Origin of the sequence: Amycolatopsis tucumanensis (assembly GCF_021654135.1) — a bacterium.
Taxonomy (GTDB): Bacteria; Actinomycetota; Actinomycetes; order Mycobacteriales; family Pseudonocardiaceae; genus Amycolatopsis_E; species Amycolatopsis_E tucumanensis.
Genome location: NZ_JAKGSD010000005.1, coordinates 190965 through 209079 on the forward strand (window position 1 = coordinate 190965; position 18115 = coordinate 209079).

19 protein-coding genes and 1 riboswitch are annotated in these 18115 nt (G+C 72.9%); of the genes, 12 read left to right on the forward strand and 7 right to left on the reverse strand.

The window, feature by feature from the left end:
• Nucleotides 1-24: 24 nt before the first annotated feature.
• Nucleotides 25-867, forward strand: coding sequence for a crotonase/enoyl-CoA hydratase family protein (locus L2C96_RS08520; protein WP_237335779.1), 843 nt, complete (start codon nucleotides 25-27; stop codon nucleotides 865-867).
• An 11-nt stretch (nucleotides 868-878) separates the two neighbouring features.
• A complete protein-coding gene (locus L2C96_RS08525) occupies nucleotides 879-2582 on the forward strand; it encodes an AMP-binding protein (RefSeq protein ID WP_237335780.1) in 1704 nt (567 codons plus the stop codon).
• A 34-nt stretch (nucleotides 2583-2616) separates the two neighbouring features.
• Here the strand turns inward: L2C96_RS08525 and L2C96_RS08530 are convergent, their stop codons facing one another.
• Nucleotides 2617-3069, reverse strand: a complete 453-nt coding sequence (locus L2C96_RS08530; RefSeq protein WP_237335781.1) for an RAD23 family protein — start codon at nucleotides 3067-3069, stop codon at nucleotides 2617-2619.
• A 155-nt stretch (nucleotides 3070-3224) separates the two neighbouring features.
• On the opposite strand from L2C96_RS08530, the gene L2C96_RS08535 reads away from it, so the two are divergent.
• The 7 genes from L2C96_RS08535 (at nucleotide 3225) to L2C96_RS08565 (ending at nucleotide 7888) form a co-directional block, all read left to right on the forward strand.
• The gene (locus L2C96_RS08535; protein WP_027935939.1) at nucleotides 3225-3422 is read left to right on the forward strand and encodes a hypothetical protein; all 198 of its coding nucleotides are present in this window, start codon (nucleotides 3225-3227) and stop codon (nucleotides 3420-3422) included.
• Nucleotides 3423-3878: 456 nt separating this feature from the next.
• Nucleotides 3879-4490 (forward strand): cardiolipin synthase ClsA, encoded by a 612-nt coding sequence (clsA, locus tag L2C96_RS08540; RefSeq protein WP_020418478.1) that lies wholly within the window; start codon nucleotides 3879-3881, stop codon nucleotides 4488-4490.
• Between the two features lie 57 nt (nucleotides 4491-4547).
• Nucleotides 4548-4931 (forward strand): glycine cleavage system protein GcvH, encoded by a 384-nt coding sequence (gene gcvH / locus L2C96_RS08545; protein WP_027935938.1) that lies wholly within the window; start codon nucleotides 4548-4550, stop codon nucleotides 4929-4931.
• Nucleotides 4932-5035: 104 nt separating this feature from the next.
• Complete coding sequence (garA, locus tag L2C96_RS08550) at nucleotides 5036-5500, forward strand: glycogen accumulation regulator GarA (protein ID WP_017988089.1); 465 nt, start codon at nucleotides 5036-5038, stop codon at nucleotides 5498-5500.
• Nucleotides 5497-6249, forward strand: coding sequence for a transcriptional regulator FtsR (ftsR, locus tag L2C96_RS08555; protein ID WP_039791535.1), 753 nt, complete (start codon nucleotides 5497-5499; stop codon nucleotides 6247-6249). The genes garA and ftsR overlap by 4 nt, the downstream gene beginning before the upstream one ends.
• A gap of 248 nt (nucleotides 6250-6497) precedes the next feature.
• Nucleotides 6498-6971: a bifunctional nuclease family protein gene (locus L2C96_RS08560; protein WP_017988091.1), complete on the forward strand. Its 474-nt coding sequence runs from the start codon at nucleotides 6498-6500 to the stop codon at nucleotides 6969-6971.
• Nucleotides 6972-7321: 350 nt separating this feature from the next.
• Nucleotides 7322-7888: a MerR family transcriptional regulator gene (locus tag L2C96_RS08565; RefSeq protein ID WP_020418474.1), complete on the forward strand. Its 567-nt coding sequence runs from the start codon at nucleotides 7322-7324 to the stop codon at nucleotides 7886-7888.
• A gap of 42 nt (nucleotides 7889-7930) precedes the next feature.
• Nucleotides 7931-8032, forward strand: a riboswitch (glycine riboswitch).
• A gap of 161 nt (nucleotides 8033-8193) precedes the next feature.
• Here the strand turns inward: L2C96_RS08565 and L2C96_RS08570 are convergent.
• A complete protein-coding gene (locus L2C96_RS08570; RefSeq protein ID WP_020418473.1) occupies nucleotides 8194-8556 on the reverse strand; it encodes a nuclear transport factor 2 family protein in 363 nt (120 codons plus the stop codon).
• Between the two features lie 125 nt (nucleotides 8557-8681).
• Between L2C96_RS08570 and L2C96_RS08575 the strand changes: the two genes are divergently transcribed.
• The gene (locus L2C96_RS08575; RefSeq protein WP_020418472.1) at nucleotides 8682-9452 is read left to right on the forward strand and encodes a helix-turn-helix transcriptional regulator; all 771 of its coding nucleotides are present in this window, start codon (nucleotides 8682-8684) and stop codon (nucleotides 9450-9452) included.
• Between the two features lie 15 nt (nucleotides 9453-9467).
• Here the strand turns inward: L2C96_RS08575 and L2C96_RS45025 are convergent, their stop codons facing one another.
• The 5 genes from L2C96_RS45025 to L2C96_RS08600 form a co-directional block, all read right to left on the reverse strand.
• Nucleotides 9468-10499 (reverse strand): substrate-binding domain-containing protein, encoded by a 1032-nt coding sequence (locus L2C96_RS45025; protein ID WP_020418471.1) that lies wholly within the window; start codon nucleotides 10497-10499, stop codon nucleotides 9468-9470.
• 816 nt (nucleotides 10500-11315) lie between these two features.
• Nucleotides 11316-12179 (reverse strand): 3-methyladenine DNA glycosylase, encoded by an 864-nt coding sequence (locus L2C96_RS08585; protein ID WP_237335801.1) that lies wholly within the window; start codon nucleotides 12177-12179, stop codon nucleotides 11316-11318.
• Nucleotides 12179-13222 carry a hemolysin family protein gene (locus L2C96_RS08590; RefSeq protein ID WP_020418469.1) on the reverse strand — a complete coding sequence of 348 codons (1044 nt, stop codon included), beginning with the start codon at nucleotides 13220-13222 and terminating at the stop codon, nucleotides 12179-12181. The genes L2C96_RS08585 and L2C96_RS08590 overlap by 1 nt, the downstream gene beginning before the upstream one ends.
• Entirely contained in the window at nucleotides 13219-14550 is a 1332-nt protein-coding gene (locus tag L2C96_RS08595) for a hemolysin family protein (RefSeq protein WP_237335782.1), read from the reverse strand. Before L2C96_RS08595 ends, L2C96_RS08590 begins: the two co-directional genes overlap by 4 nt.
• Before the next feature lie 191 nt (nucleotides 14551-14741).
• Complete coding sequence (locus tag L2C96_RS08600; protein WP_237335783.1) at nucleotides 14742-15335, reverse strand: TetR/AcrR family transcriptional regulator; 594 nt, start codon at nucleotides 15333-15335, stop codon at nucleotides 14742-14744.
• A gap of 167 nt (nucleotides 15336-15502) precedes the next feature.
• Here L2C96_RS08600 and L2C96_RS08605 point away from each other — a divergent pair, with 167 nt between their 5' ends.
• Together L2C96_RS08605 and egtB are read left to right on the forward strand one after the other, a co-directional pair.
• Nucleotides 15503-16756 (forward strand): glutamate-cysteine ligase family protein, encoded by a 1254-nt coding sequence (locus tag L2C96_RS08605; RefSeq protein ID WP_237335784.1) that lies wholly within the window; start codon nucleotides 15503-15505, stop codon nucleotides 16754-16756.
• Complete coding sequence (gene egtB / locus L2C96_RS08610; RefSeq protein ID WP_237335785.1) at nucleotides 16753-18114, forward strand: ergothioneine biosynthesis protein EgtB; 1362 nt, start codon at nucleotides 16753-16755, stop codon at nucleotides 18112-18114. The genes L2C96_RS08605 and egtB overlap by 4 nt, the downstream gene beginning before the upstream one ends.
• Nucleotide 18115: the final 1 nt, after the last annotated feature.

Here is an 18115-nt window from a genome sequence, read left to right on the forward strand (position 1 = left end):
GTCCGGATGCGTCAAGATGGCCGCATGACTGACACCGCCGACAAGCTCCCGGACCTGGTCTCGCTCGCCGTCGAGCGAACCGGGCCGGTCGCCCGCGTGACCCTGCTCGGGCCGGGCAAGGGCAACGCGATGGGCCCGGACTTCTGGCGCGAGCTGCCGATCGTGTTCCGCACCCTGGACGGCGATCCCGCGGTACGGGCGATCGTGCTGACCGGCAGCGGGAAGAACTTCTCCTACGGCCTCGACCTGCCCGCGATGATGGGCGGCTGGGCGCCGCTGCTCGCCGGCGACGCCCTGGCCGGGCCGCGCACCGAGTTCCTCCGCGAGATCCGGGTCCTGCAGGACAGCGTCACCGCCGTGGCGGAGTGCCGCACCCCGGTGATCGCCGCCGTGTCCGGCTGGTGCATCGGCGGCGGCGTCGACGTGATCGCGGCCGCGGACGTGCGGCTGGCCAGCGCGGACGCGAAGTTCAGCGTGCGCGAGGCGAAGGTCGCGATCGTGGCGGACCTGGGCAGCCTGCAGCGGCTGGCCGGGATCATCGGCGAGGGCCACCTGCGTGAGCTCGCCCTGACCGGCAAGGACATCGACGCCGCGCGCGCGGAGCGGATCGGGCTGGTCAACGACGTGTACGCCGACCAGGACGCGGTCCTGGCCGCGGCCGACGAGCTGGCTCGCGAGATCGCCGCCAACCCGCCGCTGGTCGTGCAGGGCGTCAAGGAGGTGCTCTCGCTCAACACCGAGCGGCAGGTCAGCGACGGGCTGCGCTACGTCTCCACCTGGAACGCGGCCTTCCTGCCCAGCAAGGACATCCAGGAAGCGGTGCGGGCGTTCATGGAGCGCCGGGCGCCCGAGTTCACCGGCGAGTGAGGAGCAAGGCCATGAGCAACGCCGCTCACCAGCAGTTCCGCGAGGCGCGCGACTTCCTGCTCGCGCACCGCGAGGACTACGACACCGCCTACCGCGAGTTCGCCTGGCCGGAACTGGACGAGTTCAACTGGGCGCTGGACTGGTTCGACGTGGTCGCCGCCGATCCGGCCAACGCGGAGAAGTACGCGCTGTGGATCGTCGAGGAGGACGGCGGTGAGGGCCGCTGGACCTACCCGGAGATGTCCCGCCGCTCCAGCCAGGTCGCGAACTGGCTGCGCGGCCTCGGCGTCCGCCGCGGCGACCGCCTGATCCTCATGCTCGGCAACCAGGTCGAGCTGTGGGAGACGATCCTCGCCGCGATCAAGCTCGGCGCGGTGATCATCCCGGCGTCCACGCTGCTCGGCGCGGCCGACCTGCGCGACCGCGTGGACCGCGGCAACGCGCGGCACGTCGTGGTCCGGTCGGCGGACGTCGAGAAGTTCGCCGACGTCGCCGGCGACTACACCCGCATCGCGGTGGGGGAGCGGGCCGAGGGCTGGCACTCCTTCGCCGACGCCTATTCCGCGGAGGAATCGTTCACGTCGGACGCCCCGACCGCCGCGAGCGACCCGCTGCTGCTGTACTTCACCTCCGGCACCACCGCCAAGCCGAAGCTGGTGCAGCACACGCACGTGTCGTACCCGGTCGGGCACCTGTCCACGATGTACTGGATCGGGCTCGAACCCGGCGACGTGCACCTGAACATCTCCTCGCCCGGCTGGGCGAAGCACGCGTGGAGCAACGTGTTCGCGCCGTGGAACGCCGAGGCGACGGTGTTCCTGTTCAACTACACGCGCTTCGACGCCGGCGCGCTGATGGCGCAGATGCAGCGGTGCGGGATCACCAGCTTCTGCGCGCCGCCGACGGTGTGGCGGATGCTGATCCAGGCCGACCTCGGCGCGCTGGAGACGCCGCCGGTCAAGGTGGTCGGCGCGGGCGAGCCGCTCAACCCGGAGGTGATCGACCAGGTCCGGAAGGCGTGGGGCGTCACGATCCGGGACGGGTTCGGGCAGACCGAGACCAGCGTGCAGATCGCCAACACGCCCGGCCAGGAGGTCAAGTCCGGGTCGATGGGCCGCCCGGTGCCCGGGTTCAAGGTCGTGCTGGTCGACCCGGTGAGCGGGCAGCCAGCCGAGGAGGGCGAGATCTGCCTCGACCTGACCGAGCGGCCGGTGGGGCTGATGGTCGGTTACGCCGACGACGAGGAGCGGACCGCGGAGGCGTTCCGCGGCGGCTACTACCACACCGGCGACGTCGGCTCGGTCGACGCGCGCGGCTACATCACCTACGTCGGCCGCACCGACGACGTGTTCAAGGCGTCGGACTACCGCATCTCGCCGTTCGAGCTGGAAAGCGTGCTGCTCGAACACGAGGCGGTCGCCGAGGCCGCGGTGGTGCCCGCGCCGGACCCGATCCGGCTCGCGGTGCCCAAGGCCTACGTGGTGCTCGCGGCCGGGCACGAGCCGGACGCGGCCACGGCGGAGAGCATCCTGGCGTTCTGCCGGGAGCACCTGGCGCCGTACAAGCGGATCCGGCGGCTGGAGTTCGCCGAGCTGCCGAAGACGATCTCGGGCAAGATCCGCCGCGTCGAGCTGCGCGGCAAGGAACAGGCCGCGCCGGACTCCCGTCCGGCCGGCGAGTTCCGCGAGGACGACTTCCCGGGGTTGAAGGGCTGAGCGCGGGCCGCCCCCGGTTCGCGGCCGGGGGCGGCTACTCCGCTTCGGTGACGCGGGCGAAGACGGTGTCCTCGCCGCGGCTGCACGTGGTGCCGCCCTGGGACGCGGGCGGGCCGGAGACGCACAGCCAGCCGTCGACGGTCTCGCTCACCGGACGGCCCGACCCGGCGGGCTGCCGCCCGGCGATCGCCCGCTGGAACCGGGTCACCAGGTCGGTGGCCTGACCGCAGCTCAGGCTGCTCGTCGTGGTCTCCATGACCTGCAGGGTCAGGCCGCTCGCGGCCGGCACGGTGCCGCAGCCGTCCGCGCGTGCCCCGGTCGTGGTGGGCGACGTGCTCGGCGCGGGGGTGGCCGTGCTCGCCTCGGTGCTCACGGGAGCGCTCGCGGGGACGCTGGTCTGGGGTGCGACGCCGGGAGTGGCGGAGCAGCCGGCCAGGACGCCGGCGGACAGGAGCAGCAGCGGCAGGACGCGGCGGGGTGCGGTCATCAGTGGTTGCCTCCTCGGCGGGAAAGTACCGTGGCTTCGGCGAAATCGCAGGCAGGACGCGCCCGGCGAGGCTCCACTGTGGACGATGATCCACCGGCCGGGTGAATAGTTGGCAGGCGGCTAACACTTCGCCCGCCTCGCGCGACACCACAGTCGTGTTGAGCACCGAGACCGAGACGGATCCGCTTCCGACCGCCCCCTGCTCCGTCGTGTGGAGCCAGGGCCGCCCGTACGTCCTCGAGGCGGGGGCCGGGACCCTGCGCTGGGTGGGCACCGACCACCTGGGCCGCCCACTCACCCTCACCGGCGACGAACTCCGCCGCCGCGGCTGGACGCACCGCCGCGCGGGCTGACACCCCGCGCGCGAGGTCCGGCGGAGCCGGGCTCCGAGAGCGGCCGCGGGCCGAGGGTCTCGCCCGGCTGCCCGGCCTACCGCCGAGGTGCGAGGCCGGGTATGCGCGGTTGCCGAGGTTGCTCGCCGTTGGCGGCCCGCGGGCAGCGACCCCGAGCCCGGGTCGGACTGCGGGAACAGGCCGCGAGCCCGGTCGGGTTCCACGAGCGGTCGCGGGCCGAGCGCCTCGCCCGTCTGCTGCGGGCACGGGCCGCAAGCCCCGATTGGTTCCACGGCCGCCGTCGGCCCGGCGGGGCCGAGCCCGCTTCCCGAACCGGCCAGCCCCAAGCCGCCGGGCCCAAGCCGCCGGGCCCGAGCCGCCGGGCCCGAACCGCCGGGCCCCGGTCGTCGCCACAACCACCGGGCACCGCCACTCCGAGGGTGAACCCGCCCCAGCCCCACCGATTAGGGTTACCTCGTGATCGAACCCCGCGCCGAGACGGCCGAGCCCAGCCTGCTGCGCCAGGCGTGGACGGTGCCGAACCTGCTGTCCCTGCTGCGGCTCGCGGGCGTCCCGGTGTTCCTGTGGCTCCTGCTGGGCCCGCGGGCCGACGGCTGGGCCCTGGCGCTGCTGGTGTTCAGCGGCCTGTCCGACTGGCTGGACGGCAAGCTCGCGCGCTGGCTGGACCAGACGAGCCGCCTCGGGCAGCTGCTCGACCCGGCCGCCGACCGGCTCTACATCGTCGCCACGCTGATCGCCTTCCTGGTCCGCGGCATCGTGCCCTGGTGGCTCGTCGCGGTGCTCGTCGGGCGTGAGCTGCTGGTCGGGGTGGCCCTGCTGGTGCTGCGCCGCAACGACTACGCGCCCCCCGAGGTCACCTACATCGGCAAGGCCGCGACCTTCGTGCTGATGTACGCCTTCCCGTTCCTGCTGCTCACGCAGGGCGGCTCGACCGCGGCCGCGATCGCCCGGCCCATCGCCTATTCCTTCACCGCGTGGGGCACCGTGCTGTACGTGTGGTCCGGCGCGTTGTACCTGCTGCAGACCTTCTGGGCGGTCCGGCGTGCCAGAGCGGGCGCGCGGATGTAAGACTTCGCGCGAGCATCGCGAAAGACCCGCGAGCCGGGGCAGGAAAGGGGACGTGGAGTGTCCGCGCCAGAAGAGTTGCGCTACACCGAGGAGCACGAGTGGGTGGCCACCCGTGACGGGGACGTGGTCCGGGTCGGGATCACCGAGTACGCGCAGGACCAGCTGGGTGACGTGGTGTTCGTCGACCTGCCCGAGGCCGGCAAGGCGGTGACCGCGGGGGAGCCGTTCGGCGAGGTCGAGTCGACCAAGAGCGTGTCCGAGCTGTTCGCCCCGGTCGACGGCGAGGTCGTCGCCGTCAACGACGCGGTGAGCGACTCGCCGGAGCTGATCAACAGCGACCCCTACGGCGAGGGGTGGCTCGTCGAGATCCGGGTGAGCGACGCCGACGCCGTGGCGGGGCTGCTCGACGCCGACGCCTACAACCGGCTGACCGCAGGCTAGGACCGCGTTTTGGGGGGAGCCGCGGGGGCCGAATCGATCAGGCACGGTACGTTGGCAGCCACAGGTTTTCAGCCAGCGACACATCAGTGGTGAGGAGAGCTCAGGTGAGCACCAACGACGGGCCCGGCGTTCCCCCGGAGCAGTCTCCGGAGCGGACCTCGGTCTTCCGGGCCGACTTCCTGGCGGACGTGGAGGGTCAGGAGGCGCCGACGCCGGAGCCTTCGGTCGCCGGTGTCGACGCGCTGCCGGCAGGCACGGCGTTGCTGGTGGTCAAGCGGGGCCCGAACGCCGGTTCGCGCTTCCTGCTCGACCGGGACACCACGAGCGCCGGGCGCCACCCGGACAGCGACATCTTCCTCGACGACGTCACGGTGTCCCGCCGCCACGCGGAGTTCCGTCGCGAGGGCGGGGAGTTCGTCGTCATCGACGTGGGCAGCCTGAACGGCACCTACGTGAACCGCGAGCCGGTCGACCAGGCGGTGCTCGCGGGCGGTGACGAGGTGCAGATCGGCAAGTTCCGCCTGGTCTTCCTGACCGGCCCGGGGCACGGGGGCCAGGGGGCGCGGTGACGGCTGCCGGGCGGCCACAGCGTGATGGACTGAGCATCGGGGCGGTGCTGGCGCAGCTGCGCCCGGACTTTCCCGATGTCACCATCTCCAAGATCCGGTTCCTCGAGTCCGAGGGGCTGGTCCGCCCGGGCCGGACCGCGTCCGGATACCGGCAGTTCTCCGCGGCGGACGTCGAGCGGCTGCGGTTCGTGCTGGCCGCGCAGCGGGACCACTACCTCCCGCTCAAGGTCATCAAGGAGCAGCTCGACGCCGCCGACCGCGGTCTGTCCGACGGCCAGGGCCTCGGCGGCAGGCTGCCGCGCAAGCTGGTCCCCATCCCGGCGGCGCCGGGTCCGGGGGACGGGCTGCCCCGGCCCGACGACTTCGCGCCGGGCCGCGACGTCCGGCTCACCAGGGAGGACCTGCTCGCCGAGGCGGGCGTGGACAGCTCCCTGCTCGCCGAGCTGGAGCAGTACGGCCTGATCCGCCCCGGCGCGGCCGGGTTCTACGACCCGGACGCGGTGCTGGTGGCCCGCACGGTCCGCGCCATGACGGAGTTCGGCATCGAGCCGCGGCACCTGCGTGCCTTCCGCGCGTCGGCGGACCGCGAGGTCGGCTTGCTCGAGCAGATCGTCGCGCCCGTGTCGCGGCAGCGTGACCCGGACGCCAAGGCGCGGGCGGACGAGCTGGCGCGGCAGCTGGCGGCACTGTCCGTGACGTTGCACACGCTGCTGGTCAAAGCGGGCATCCGGGACGTGACGGGCGGGTGAGCCCGGCGGTGCGGTTCTGGATCTCCGCTGGTCGTGGGTCGCGACGGTAATGACATGGTTTCGGGACTCCGCAGCGAGCCGCCGATGCCGTACCGTTGGTGATGGATTTGCCGGAACGGTCCACGCGACTGCCACCCAGTCCCCGCGAACGAGCACGGCGCCGGGATGGCGGGTAGCGTCGGAGATGTCGATGCGGGGTCCCCGGACCAGCGCCGCGGCCCGCGCACACGAGAGGGAGGCGAAGCCCGATGAGCGAAATGCGCGTCGTCGGCGTGCGGGTCGAGTTGCCCGCGAACCAGCCGATCTTGTTGCTCCGGGAGGCGCAGGGTGAGCGGTACCTCCCCATCTGGATCGGGTCCGTGGAAGCCACCGCGATCGCACTCGAGCAGCAGGGCGTGCGCCCCGCGCGCCCGCTGACCCACGACCTCCTCAAGGAGGTCATCGGCGCGCTGGGCCGCGAGCTCGAACAGGTCGTGATCACCGACCTGCGCGAAGGCACGTTCTTCGCCGAACTGGTCTTCGACGGCAACGTGCGGGTCTCCGCGCGGCCGAGCGACTCGGTGGCGCTGGCCCTGCGCGTCGGGGTGCCGATCCACGCGGTGGACGCGGTGCTCGACGAGGCCGGGCTGATCATCCCGGACGAGCAGGAGGACGAGGTCGAGAAGTTCCGCGAATTTCTCGAATCCGTCTCGCCGGAGGACTTCCGCGGCGCGGACACCTGACCGCCCCGCCTCCGGCGGCGCCGAAGGGGTCTTCCCGGCTCGAGCACCGGCCGGGAGGGCCCCTTCGGCGCGTTCCGGGGCCCTCCGCGGCGAAAATTACCCGGCCGGGTAACCGTGGTCGGGGCGTCTTCACCGATCAACTCTCCATACTGCGTCGAGGCGTGGCCGCGCGTCGCGTTGACCGGGCGCGCGCCCGCGCATACCGTCGATGGCGGTAAATCGCTTCGGTGTGATTCGGCCGCGGCGCGGTCACTGGGGCACCAGAGCGGTTTGCCACTGCCGCGGGTCCTACTCCAGGGCCCCGGGTGCTTGTTTCGACCGGCCGCACGGCCGGGCGAGGGGAGGCATGCGTGGTCGACGAAAGGCCGGTTCAGGTCGTGCCCGGGGAGCAGGGTGAGCTCTTCCCGGACTCGTCCCTGCCTGACGAGCTGGTCGGATACCGGGGTCCCGCGGCCTGTCAGATCGCCGGCATCACCTACCGGCAGCTGGACTACTGGGCGCGCACCGGGCTGGTCGCGCCGAGCATCCGCACGGCGCACGGTTCGGGTTCGCAACGGCTGTACTCGTTCAAGGACATCCTCGCCCTCAAGATCGTCAAGCGTTTACTCGACACGGGCGTCTCGCTGCAGAACATCCGTGTCGCCGTCGAGCACCTGCGCAAGCGCGGGGCGCGCGACCTGGCGAAAGTCACCCTGGTCTCGGACGGCACCACCGTCTACGAGTGCACCTCGCCGGAGGAGATCGTGGATCTGCTCCAGGGCGGCCAGGGCGTGTTCGGCATCGCGGTGAAGGTCCCGATGCAGGAGATCAGCGGCACGATCCACGAGTTCCCGGCCGAGCGCGCCGACGGCGGCGAGGTCGAACCGGTCGTTCCGGACGAACTCACGCAGCGCCGCAACGCACGCCGGACCGGGTGATCGTCTCCCCGAACCGGGGAGTAGGGTACTGAGCGCGGTCGCCGAAGCCGCGCGGGAGAGACCGGGCCACCACCAGCGCGCCCGGCGCCGAAGGAGCAAAGCCTCCCCGGGAACCTCTCAGGCACCCTGGACCGCGCGGACGAGACGCCTCTGGAAAGCGGGCCGACGGGCACAACTTCGTCCGGCCCCGCCGAAGGTGCAAACCCGGCTCAACACTCGGGTGAACCTCTCAGGCGCCCTCACGGGGCACGACAGAGTGGGGAGGGCCCGGAACTGGGGGTTCCGGGCCGGTCGGCGGATCCGCGTCAGCTGGGCACCTTGTCCAGGAAGCCCAGCACCTGGCCGATCCGGCCGTCCTCGACCACCACGACGTCGAAGCCGATCACGAGCGGCTCCGCGGCGCCCGGCGCGCCCAGGTGCCAGGTGAACCGGGCCTGGTCGTGGTGGCCGTCCACGGTGCCGCCGAGGCTGAACTCCAGTCCCGCGAACTGCGCCTGGGCCGCGCCGACGAAGTCGCCGATCGCGGCCGTGCCGCGCACCGCGCCGATCGGGTCGGTGTAGGTGGCGTCCGGGGTGAACAGCTCCTCCACCAGCGCCCGGCGCTTGTCCCCGTCCGTCTCATTCCAGACGTCGATGTAGGCCTGGGCGAGAGCGGTGTAGTCGGTCATCGGATTCCTCCTGATCGAGTCGGTGTGACCTGATCACCATCGCCCGGATCGCGCGGCCCGTCGATTACGCGGGAGGTAATGGCGGCGCCGTGCGCGCGCCCCGTAACTTCGCACGGGTGACGACCATGCAGCGCCCCGTTGGCGAGCAGTTGCGGCAGTGGCGGGAACGCCGCCGGCTCAGCCAGCTCGACCTCGCCCTGTCCGCCGAGATCTCCACGCGCCACCTCAGCTTCCTGGAGAACGGCCGGTCCCGGCCGAGCCGGGAGATGGTGCTGCGCCTGGGGGAGCGGCTGGAGGTGCCGCTGCGGGACCGCAACCGGCTGCTGCTGGCCGCCGGCTACGCGCCGGTCTTCCCCGAGACCCCGCTGCCCGACCTGGGCGCCGCGCTCGACGCCGTCCGGCACCTGCTCGCCGGGCACGAGCCGTACCCGGCCGTCGTCGTGGACCGCAACTGGGACCTGGTGGAGAGCAACAGCGGCATCACGCTGCTGACCGACCTCGTCGACCCCGCGCTGCTGGAACCGCCCGCGAACGTGCTGCGGATCGCACTGCACCCCCGCGGCCTCGCCCCGCACGTGATCAATCTGGGGCAGTGGCGGGCCGAGCTGCTCGGCAGGCTGCGGCGGCAGGTGGAGATCACCGGCGACGCCGACCTGGCCGGCCTGCTGGCCGAGGTGAGAGGGTACCCGTGCGACGACCCGGTGGACGAGGCGCCGGCCGGCTCGGTGTTCGTGCCGGTGCGGCTGCGCCGCGGCGACGCCGAGCTGACCCTGCTGTCCGTGGTGGCCACCTTCGGCACCGCACTGGACGTGACGCTGGCCGAGCTGGTGATCGAGTCGTTCTACCCGGCCGACGCGGCCACGCGCGAGGCGCTCACCGGCGGACGGCCGGCGTGACCGCGGTGTCCTGCACTAGGCGCCGGGGTGGAGGAGGCGGGTGAAGTCGGCCTGCTGGGCCGGTTCCTGGAGGTAGTTGCGGAACCGCTGGGAGGCGCGCTGCTGGACCTCGTCGACGTCCTCGGCGGTGAGCACCGCGCAGGGGTAGTCCGCGGGGGCATTGGCGGCGAGCGGCTCGGCCGGGGAGGTCAGCAGGGTGGGCCGCGCGGTGGTCAGCTCGGTGATCGTCGCCGAGGTCTCCGGGATCCAGACGGCGGGCTGGCCGCCGATGGAGTCGAGGTTGCCGCGGCCGGTGAGGGCCAGCAGGACGCGCTGGTCGTCGATGGCCTGGACCTGGACGTGGACGCAGTGCGCGTGCACGACGGTCTTCGCCTGGTTCCACCGCTCGGCGGCGGCGGTCACCGCGGGGGCCACCGACGGGGCGGCGACGACGCTGAGGTTGGAGTCGCCCTCGGCGCACGCGCTGGCCTGGGCCTCGGCCCGGTTGGCGACGATGCTGTCCGCCCAGCCCCAGCCGAGGATCCCGAGCACGAGGAGCACGACGAACACCCCGGCGACGATCGGCCACTTCGCGATGCCGCGCTTGGCCTCGCCGAGCACGCGGTGCGAGCCGGTGGCCTCGCCGGGCGCGACCCGGTGGGAGCCGGTGGATTCGCCGGCCCCGGCCCGGCGGCGGCCCAGCTGGGGGCGGCCGTCCACGGCCAGGATGCGGGTGCTGGTGCCCTCGCCCGCGCGCCGGTAGCCACTGGACTCACCCACCACCCGGCGGCTGCCGGTGGTTTCGGAGGCGCTGATGGCGCGGCGGCTGCCGGTGGTCTCGGTGGCGCTGATGGCGCGGCGGCTGCCGGTGGTTTCGGAGGCGCTGATGGCGCGGCGGCTGCCGGTGGTTTCGGAGGCGCTGATGGCGCGGCGGCTGCCGGTGGTTTCGGAGGTGCCGACCGCGCGGCGGCTGCCGGTGGACTCGGAGGCACGGACCGCCCGGCGGCTGCCGGTGGTTTCAGAGGCGCCGACCGCGCGGCGGCTGCCGGTGGACTCAGCGGCCCCCACGGCCCGGCGGCTACCTGTGGACTCGGAGGCACCCACGGCGCGGCGGCTGCCGGTGGTTTCGGAGGCGCCGACGGCGCGGCGGCTGCCGGTGGACTCAGCGGCCCCCTCGGCCCGGCGGCTACCTGTGGACTCGGAGGCACCCAGGGAGCGGCGGCTGCCGGTGGATTCGGCGGCGCCGACTGCCCGGCGGCTGCCGGTGGTTTCAGCGGCCCCCGCAGCGCGGCGGCTGCCAGTCGACTCGGAGGCGCCGACCGTCCGGCGACTACCGGTCGCCTCGCCCGGGGCCGCCACCGAGCGGGACCCGCCGAAGCCGGAGTTCACAGCGCGGCGGCTGCCGGTCGTCTCACCGGGCGCGGCGAAACCGCCTGCGCGGCGACTGCCCGCCTCAACGGGGCGAGTCCGGCCACCCGCGGGAACACCGGCGGCCACGCCGCGGGAACCACCAGGGGTCGCGTCGTGGGAAACACCGGGGGCCACACCGTGGGGAGCACCAGAGGCCACACCGTGGGGAGCACCAGGGACCACGCCGCCGGGACCATCGCCAGGGGCACCGCCGGGCACGTGCTGGTACCCGCTCGCCGAGCGGGGATCCACCGGGAACGCGCCCACGGCCTCGCCCGGTCGCGGCGCCGCCTGCCGGTACCCCGTCGGCTCCCCAGCCTCAGGACGGCCGTGAGCGGGGTCGTCGCCCCTGCTGTGTCGCCCCATGCGTGCTCTTCCTCAACTCTCCGTGCGCTCCGACAAACGACGTTCACCCTAACAGGGGTCCGTCGTTAGCGAAACGTGATGAACCCAAGAAAATCGCAGGACTGAGCGTTACTGCCCTTGTGCGAGGAGCGTCCGGCAGTGCTCGATCAGCCGAGCGCGCAGCGGTTCCGCCCTGGCGGCGAACGCCGCCTGGGCACGCGCGTACTCCGCCCGCCCCCGCGCGGTCTCGATCCGCACGGGGGAGTAGCCCAGTCCCGACAAATCGTACGGGCTCGCCCGCATGTCCAGTTCGCGGATCTCCACCGCCAGCTCGAAGCAGTCCGCGACCAGCTCGGACGGCACGAACGGGTCGAGCTTGAACGCCGCCCGGTACAGGTCCATGTTCGCGTGCAGGCACCCCGGCTGCTCCAGCTCCACCTGCCGCTCCCGCGACGGCTCCAGCGCGTTGCGCGGCCGTGCGGGCGGGGTGAAGAACCGGAACGCGTCGTAGTGCCCGCAGCGCAGCTCCAGCGACTCGACGACAGTGTCGGTGCCGGCCGTGCCCAGCCGCAGCGGCAGCTGGTTGTGCCGCACCTGCCCCGGCGCCTGGCGGTACACCATCGCCCACTCGTGCAGCCCGAAACAGTTCAGCCGCGGCGGCCGGGACGCGGTGGCCTCCAGCAGCACCAGCAACGCCCGCACCGTCGGCACTCGCTTGGCGGGGAGCTCACCGAGCACCACGCCGTCCGCCGTCTCCCGGAACTCCGGCCGCGCCAGGAACTCCGATGCAGTCCCCGCCAGCACCACACCCGGCCCCGGGCTCCACCGTTCCAGGTGCGCGGGGCGGTGCGGGTAGTACTGGAACAGGAAGTCGTGCACCGGGTGCTTCTCGCCCCGCGACCGGCGCTCCTGGTAGGGCCCGGTCCAGCGGCGGACCCGCGCGGCGTGCTCGCGTTGCCGGGCCCGCCACTCGTCCTCGGCCAGAACCCGCATCACGCCGTCACGTGCGTCCCGTCGCGCACCGTGCCCACGTACTCCTCGACCAGGTCCTCCAGGGCGACCACGCCGATGATCGTGCCGTCCGCGCCGCGCGCGCGGGCCAGGTGGCTGCCCTCGCGGCGCATCGCGGACAGGGCCTCGTCGAGGCGGGCGTGCGCGGGCAGGTCGGTCAGCGGCCGCGTCTTGTCCGCGGGCACCCGGCTCCCCGGGGCCTCGCCGATCTGGTCGAGCACGTCCTTGACGTGCAGGTACCCGATCAGCTCGCCGCCCGCCGACCGCAGCGGGTACCGCGAGAAGCCGGTCGACGAGACCGCTTCCTCGACGTCGCCCACCGTCGGCGTGCTCGGCAGCGTCGTCAGCTCGGCGGTGGGCACGAGGACGTCGGCGACGGTCTTCTCGACCGACGACAGCGTCTGGCTCAGCCGCTCGTGTTCGGACTGCTCCAGCAGGCCCTCGCGGCGGGATTCGGAGAGCAGCTCGGCCAGCTCGTCGGAGGTGTAGGCGGTCTCCAGCTCGTCCTTGGGCTCGACCCGGACCAGCCGCAGCAGCGCGTTGGCCATGGCGTTGAGCAGCCAGATGAAGGGGTTGGCGAGCTTGACCCACGCGACGTGGATCGGCACCAGCCACAGCGCCAGCCGCTCCGGCTCGGCGATGGCGAGGTTCTTCGGCACCATCTCGCCGATCAGCACGTGCAGGATCGTGATGAACGCCAGCGCGATCGCGAAGGACACCGTGTGCAGCACGACGTCCGGCAGGCCGAGCAGCCCGAACAACCCTTCGAGCTGGTGCGCCACCGCGGGTTCGCCGAGGCGGCCGAGGATCAGCGAGCAGATCGTGATGCCCAGCTGGGCGCCGGCGAGCATCTGCGACACGTGCCTGCTCGCGTTGATGACGATCCGCGCCCGGGTCTTGCCCTGCTCCAGCAGGGCCTCCAGCCGGTCGCGGCGCGAGGAGATCAGGGTGAACTCCGCGCCCACGAAGAACGCGTTCAGCAGCAGCAGGACGACGATCAGGAAGATCGCGAGCCAGTCGTTCACCGCGCCACCTCCGTCCGCCCGGCCAGCGGCCGCAGGCTCACCTCGGCGATGCGCAGCCGGTCCATTTCGGACACCGTCAGGCACCAGCCGTCGACCTCGGCGGAGTCACCGGGGTCGGGGATGCGGCCGAGCCGCTCCAGCATCAGGCCGGCGATGGTTTCGTAGTCGCCGTCGGGCATCCGGAACCCGGTGACCTCGGTGACCTCGTCGGCGCGCAGCTGGCCGGACACGAGCCAGGTGTCGGAGCCGACCTGCTGCGAGGACGGCGCCTCGCCGGTGTCGTGCTCGTCGCGGACGTCGCCGATGATCTCCTCGACCACGTCCTCCAGCGTCACCAGGCCGGCCGTGCCGCCGTACTCGTCGACGACCATCGCCACCTGGAAGCGCGAGTCGCGCAGCCGGGACAGCAGCGCGTCACCGGGCAGCGACTCCGGCACGGTGGGCACCGGGCGCATGATCGAGGCGATCCGGGTGGTGGCCCGCTCGGCGGCGGGCACGGTGAAGGCCTGCTTCACGTGCACCGCGCCCTGCACGTCGTCCAGGTCCTCGGTGTAGACCGGGAAACGGGAGTGTCCGGTGCGCCGGGACAGCTCCACGAGGTCGTTGATCGTGTCGCCGACCGTGAGCGACTCGACCTGCACGCGCGGGGTCATCAGCTCCTCCGCGGTGCGGTCGCCGAAGCGCAGCGACTTGTCCAGCAGCCGCGCGGTCGAGGTGTCGAGGGTGCCGCTTTCCGCGCTGGTGCGCACGATCGAGCCGAGCTCCTGCGGGGAGCGCGCCGAGCGCAGCTCCTCCTGCGGCTCGATGCCGAACTTGCGGACCAGCCAGTTCGCGCTGTTGTTCATCAGCGTGATCAGCCAGCGGAACAGCGCCGAGAACCGCGAGTGGTAGCCCATCACGGCCCGCGCGGTCTCCAGCGGCTTGGCCACGGCCAGGTTCTTGGGCGCCATCTCGCCCAGCACCATCGACAGGATCGTGGCCAGCAGCAGCGCGATGACGAGCGAGGCGCCGCCCGCGAAGCCTTCGGACAGTCCGGCGGCGGTGAGCAGCGGGCGGACCAGGTTGCCGATCAGCGGCTCCGCGACGTACCCGGTGACCAGGGTGGTCAGCGTGATCGCGACCTGCGCGCCGGAGAGCTGGAACGACAGCGTCGAATGCGCCTTGCGGACGGTGCGGGCCCGCTTGTCACCGACCTGGCGGACGTGCGCCTCGACGGTGCTGCGCTCGAGCGCGGTGAGGGAGAACTCGGCGGCCACCGCGAGACCGGTGCCGACCGTCAGCAACACGAAGAAAACGACTCCGAGAACGGAGAGGAGCACTTCCATCATCGGCCGTCACGGTCCTGAACCGGGCCGGGGAGGTGCTCGGGAACGCCGGGTTCGCCACCCGGCTTCGTACTGTCACCAGGTGACTGCGCGTCGCGCACGAAAGAAGTCACTCCTTGGGAATGGCTGGAAACGTGTGCGCCATGATACCCGAACCGGGCGGCCGGACGAGGGCGTCGGCGCTGGTGAGCGTGTCAGGAGTCGGCCGAGGCGCGCACCCGGTGCCGCCGCACGCTCTCCTCCACGAGGTCGAGCACGGGGCCGAGGTCGTCGGCGGGCAGGCCCATCGCCAGGTGCGACACCAGGCCCTCCAGGACCAGCTCCAGGTAGGCGGTGAGCACGTCCACGTCGACGTCGTCGCGGAGGTTGCCGGCCTGGCGCTGCCACAGCAGGCGCTGCCGCGTGGCGGCGGTCAGCTGCTGTGAGCGCTCGGCCCAGCGGCCGCGGAACTCCGGGTCGGTGCGCAGCCGCCGGGAGACCTCCAGCCGCGTGCCCAGCCAGTCCGCGGGGTGGTCGCTGCCCTCGGCGAGCAGTTCGCGCATCACCTGCACCAGGCCCTGCTGCGCGACCACGTCGGCCATCCGGGCCGCGTCCTCCTCCGCGAGGGCGAGGAAGAGCGACTCCTTGTCGCGGAAGTGGTGGAAGATCGCGCCGCGGGACAGCCCGGTCGCTTCCTCCAGCCTGCGCACCGTGGCACCCTCGTACCCGTACCGGGCGAAGCAGACACGGGATCCGTCGAGGATCTGGCGCCTGCGCGCTTCGAGGTGGTCCTGGCTGACCCGGGGCATGGCTAGATCCTGACACCGCGAGCCCGGCTTTCGCAAACCGTACGTACTTACTGCAATCCTTACGGATGTCTTGCCGGTAGCCGGGAACGGCCCCGGTCAACCCTGAAAATTGTCGGTGCCCGCGTGTAGCGTCCGAAAGCGAGTGATCCCCGGCGATTGGACACGACATGACAGCGGTCCGGCCCACGTCACCCGCCCCCGGCGGGGCGGTGGCGGCGAAGGTGGTCTCCGACCGCGCCGAGGGCGAGGCGTACGTGGCGTCCGTGTGCTTCAAGCACGGGCCACCGCGCCTGCTCGGCGTGGAGCTCGAGTACACCGTGCACTACGCGCAAGACCCGCGAAGACCACTCGACCGTGCAGATCTCGCCCGTGCGCTCGGCCCGCACGCCCCGCGCACCCTCAGTCCCGAGAGCCCGGCCAGGCCATTGCCCGCCGGCTCGCCCCTGACTCTCGAACCCGGCGGCCAGGTGGAGATCTCCGCCCTGCCCCAGGCCTCGCTCCGCGAGCTCGCCGACGCGGTGGCCGCCGATCTGGCTCACCTCACCGAACTGCTCGCCCGCCACGGGTTCGTCCTGCGCGACGACGGCATCGACGCCCACCGCGCCCCGGCCCGGCTGCTGGACACCCCCCGCTACGCCGCGATGGAACGCCGGTTCGCCCCGATGGGCGACGGCGGCGTCACGATGATGTGCAGCACCGCCGGCCTGCAGGTCTGCGTCGACGCCGGGGAGGCCGATTCGTTCGCCGCCAGGTGGGCCGCCGTCCACGCCCTCGGCCCGCCGCTGCTCGCGTTGTTCGCCAACTCCCGGCGGCACGCGGGGCGGGACACCGGCGCGGCGTCGGCCCGCTGGCTCGCGGTGATGGCCACCGAAGCGTGCCGGACCGCGGCCGCCGCGTGCGGCCCGGACCCGGCGGCGAGCTGGTCGCGCCGCATCATGGACACCCCGCTGCTGGTGGTGCGGCGGGGCGAGGGGCCGTGGGACGCGCCGGACGGCCTCACCTTCGCCGACTGGGCCGCCGGCCGCGGCGCGGGGCGGGTCCTGCGGCGGCCGACCGTGGCCGATCTGGACTACCACCTGACCACGATGTTCACCCCGGTGCGGCCGCACGGCTACCTGGAGGTCCGCTACCTCGACGCCCAGCCACGGGACCGTTGGCTGCACCCGGTCGCGTTGCTGACCGCCCTGCTCGACCGTCCCTCCACAGTGGACCGGGTGCGCGAGGTGTGCGCGCCCGTCGACGGTGAGTGGGAGCGCGCCGCGCGCGCCGGGATGGCCGACCCGCGGATAGCGGCGGTGGCGCGCGAGGTCGCCGACCTCGGGTGCGCCGAGCTGGCCCGCACCGACCTGACCGAGGAGACCGTCAACCGGATCAGCGAAGGCGTGCAGCGGCTCGCGCACGCCGGGGAGGGGACGAAATGACCGGCGTGCCGCCGTTGACCGAGGCGCCGAACCCGGTGCGTGAACTGTCCGAAGAGGCCCTGCGTTCCCGCGCGGCCGCCGCGCTGGAGCGGGCGCGGGCCCGCAGCACGGCGCTGACCGCCGCGGTGGACGACGACGACCTCGTCCGCCAGCACTCGAAGCTGATGTCGCCGCTGGTGTGGGACCTCGCGCACATCGGCAGCCAGGAAGAGCTGTGGCTGGTGCGGGACGTGGGCGGCCGGGAGCCGCTGCGGCCCGACATCGACGACCTCTACGACGCGTTCCAGCACCCGCGCGCCACCCGGCCGTCGCTGCCGCTGCTGGGGCCGGCCGAGGCGCGCGCCTACGTCGCCGAGGTGCGGGCCAAGGCGTTCGACGTGCTGGAGCGCGCGCCGATGACCGGCCGCCCGCTCACCGAGGCCGGGTTCGCCTTCGGCATGATCACCCAGCACGAGCAGCAGCACGACGAGACCATGCTGGCCACCCACCAGCTGCGCAAGGGCGATCCGGTGCTGCACGCGCCCGCGCCGCCGCCCGCCCGGTCGGGGCCACTGCCGGGCGAGGTCCTCGTCCCGGCCGGCCCGTTCGTCATGGGCACGTCGCTGGAGCCGTGGGCGCTGGACAACGAGCGCCCGGCCCATGAGGTCGACGTGGCCGCGTTCTACCTGGACACCGTGCCGGTGACCAACGGCGCGTACGTGGAGTTCCTCGAAGACGGCGGCTACGACCGGCGTGAGCTGTGGAGCGCGGCGGGCTGGGATTACCGCACCGAGCACGACATCACCGCGCCGCGGTTCTGGCGCCGCGAGCCGGACGGCTGGTGGCGGGTCCGCTTCGGCGTGCACGAGCCGGTGCCCGCCGACCAGCCGGTGGTGCACGTGTCCTACTACGAGGCCGAGGCGTACGCCAGGTGGGCGGGCAAGCGGCTGCCCACCGAGGCGGAGTGGGAGAAGGCCGCCCGGTTCGACCCGGCGACGGGGGAGTCCCGGCGGTACCCGTGGGGCAACGACGATCCCACGCCGGAGCACGCGAACCTGGGCCAGCGGCACCTCTCGCCCGCCCCTGCCGGCGCGTACCCGAAGGGCGCCTCGGCGCTCGGCGTGCACCAGCTGATCGGCGACGTGTGGGAGTGGACGAGCACCGACTTCGCCGGCTACCCGGGCTTCCGCGCGTTCCCGTACCGGGAGTACTCGGAGGTGTTCTTCGGGCCCGAGTACAAGGTGCTGCGCGGCGGTTCGTTCGGCACCGACGCGGCGGCCGTGCGCGGCACGTTCCGCAACTGGGACTACCCGATCCGGCGGCAGATCTTCGCCGGGTTCCGCTGCGCGCGGGACGCCGCGCCGGGCGAGCGGGCCTGAC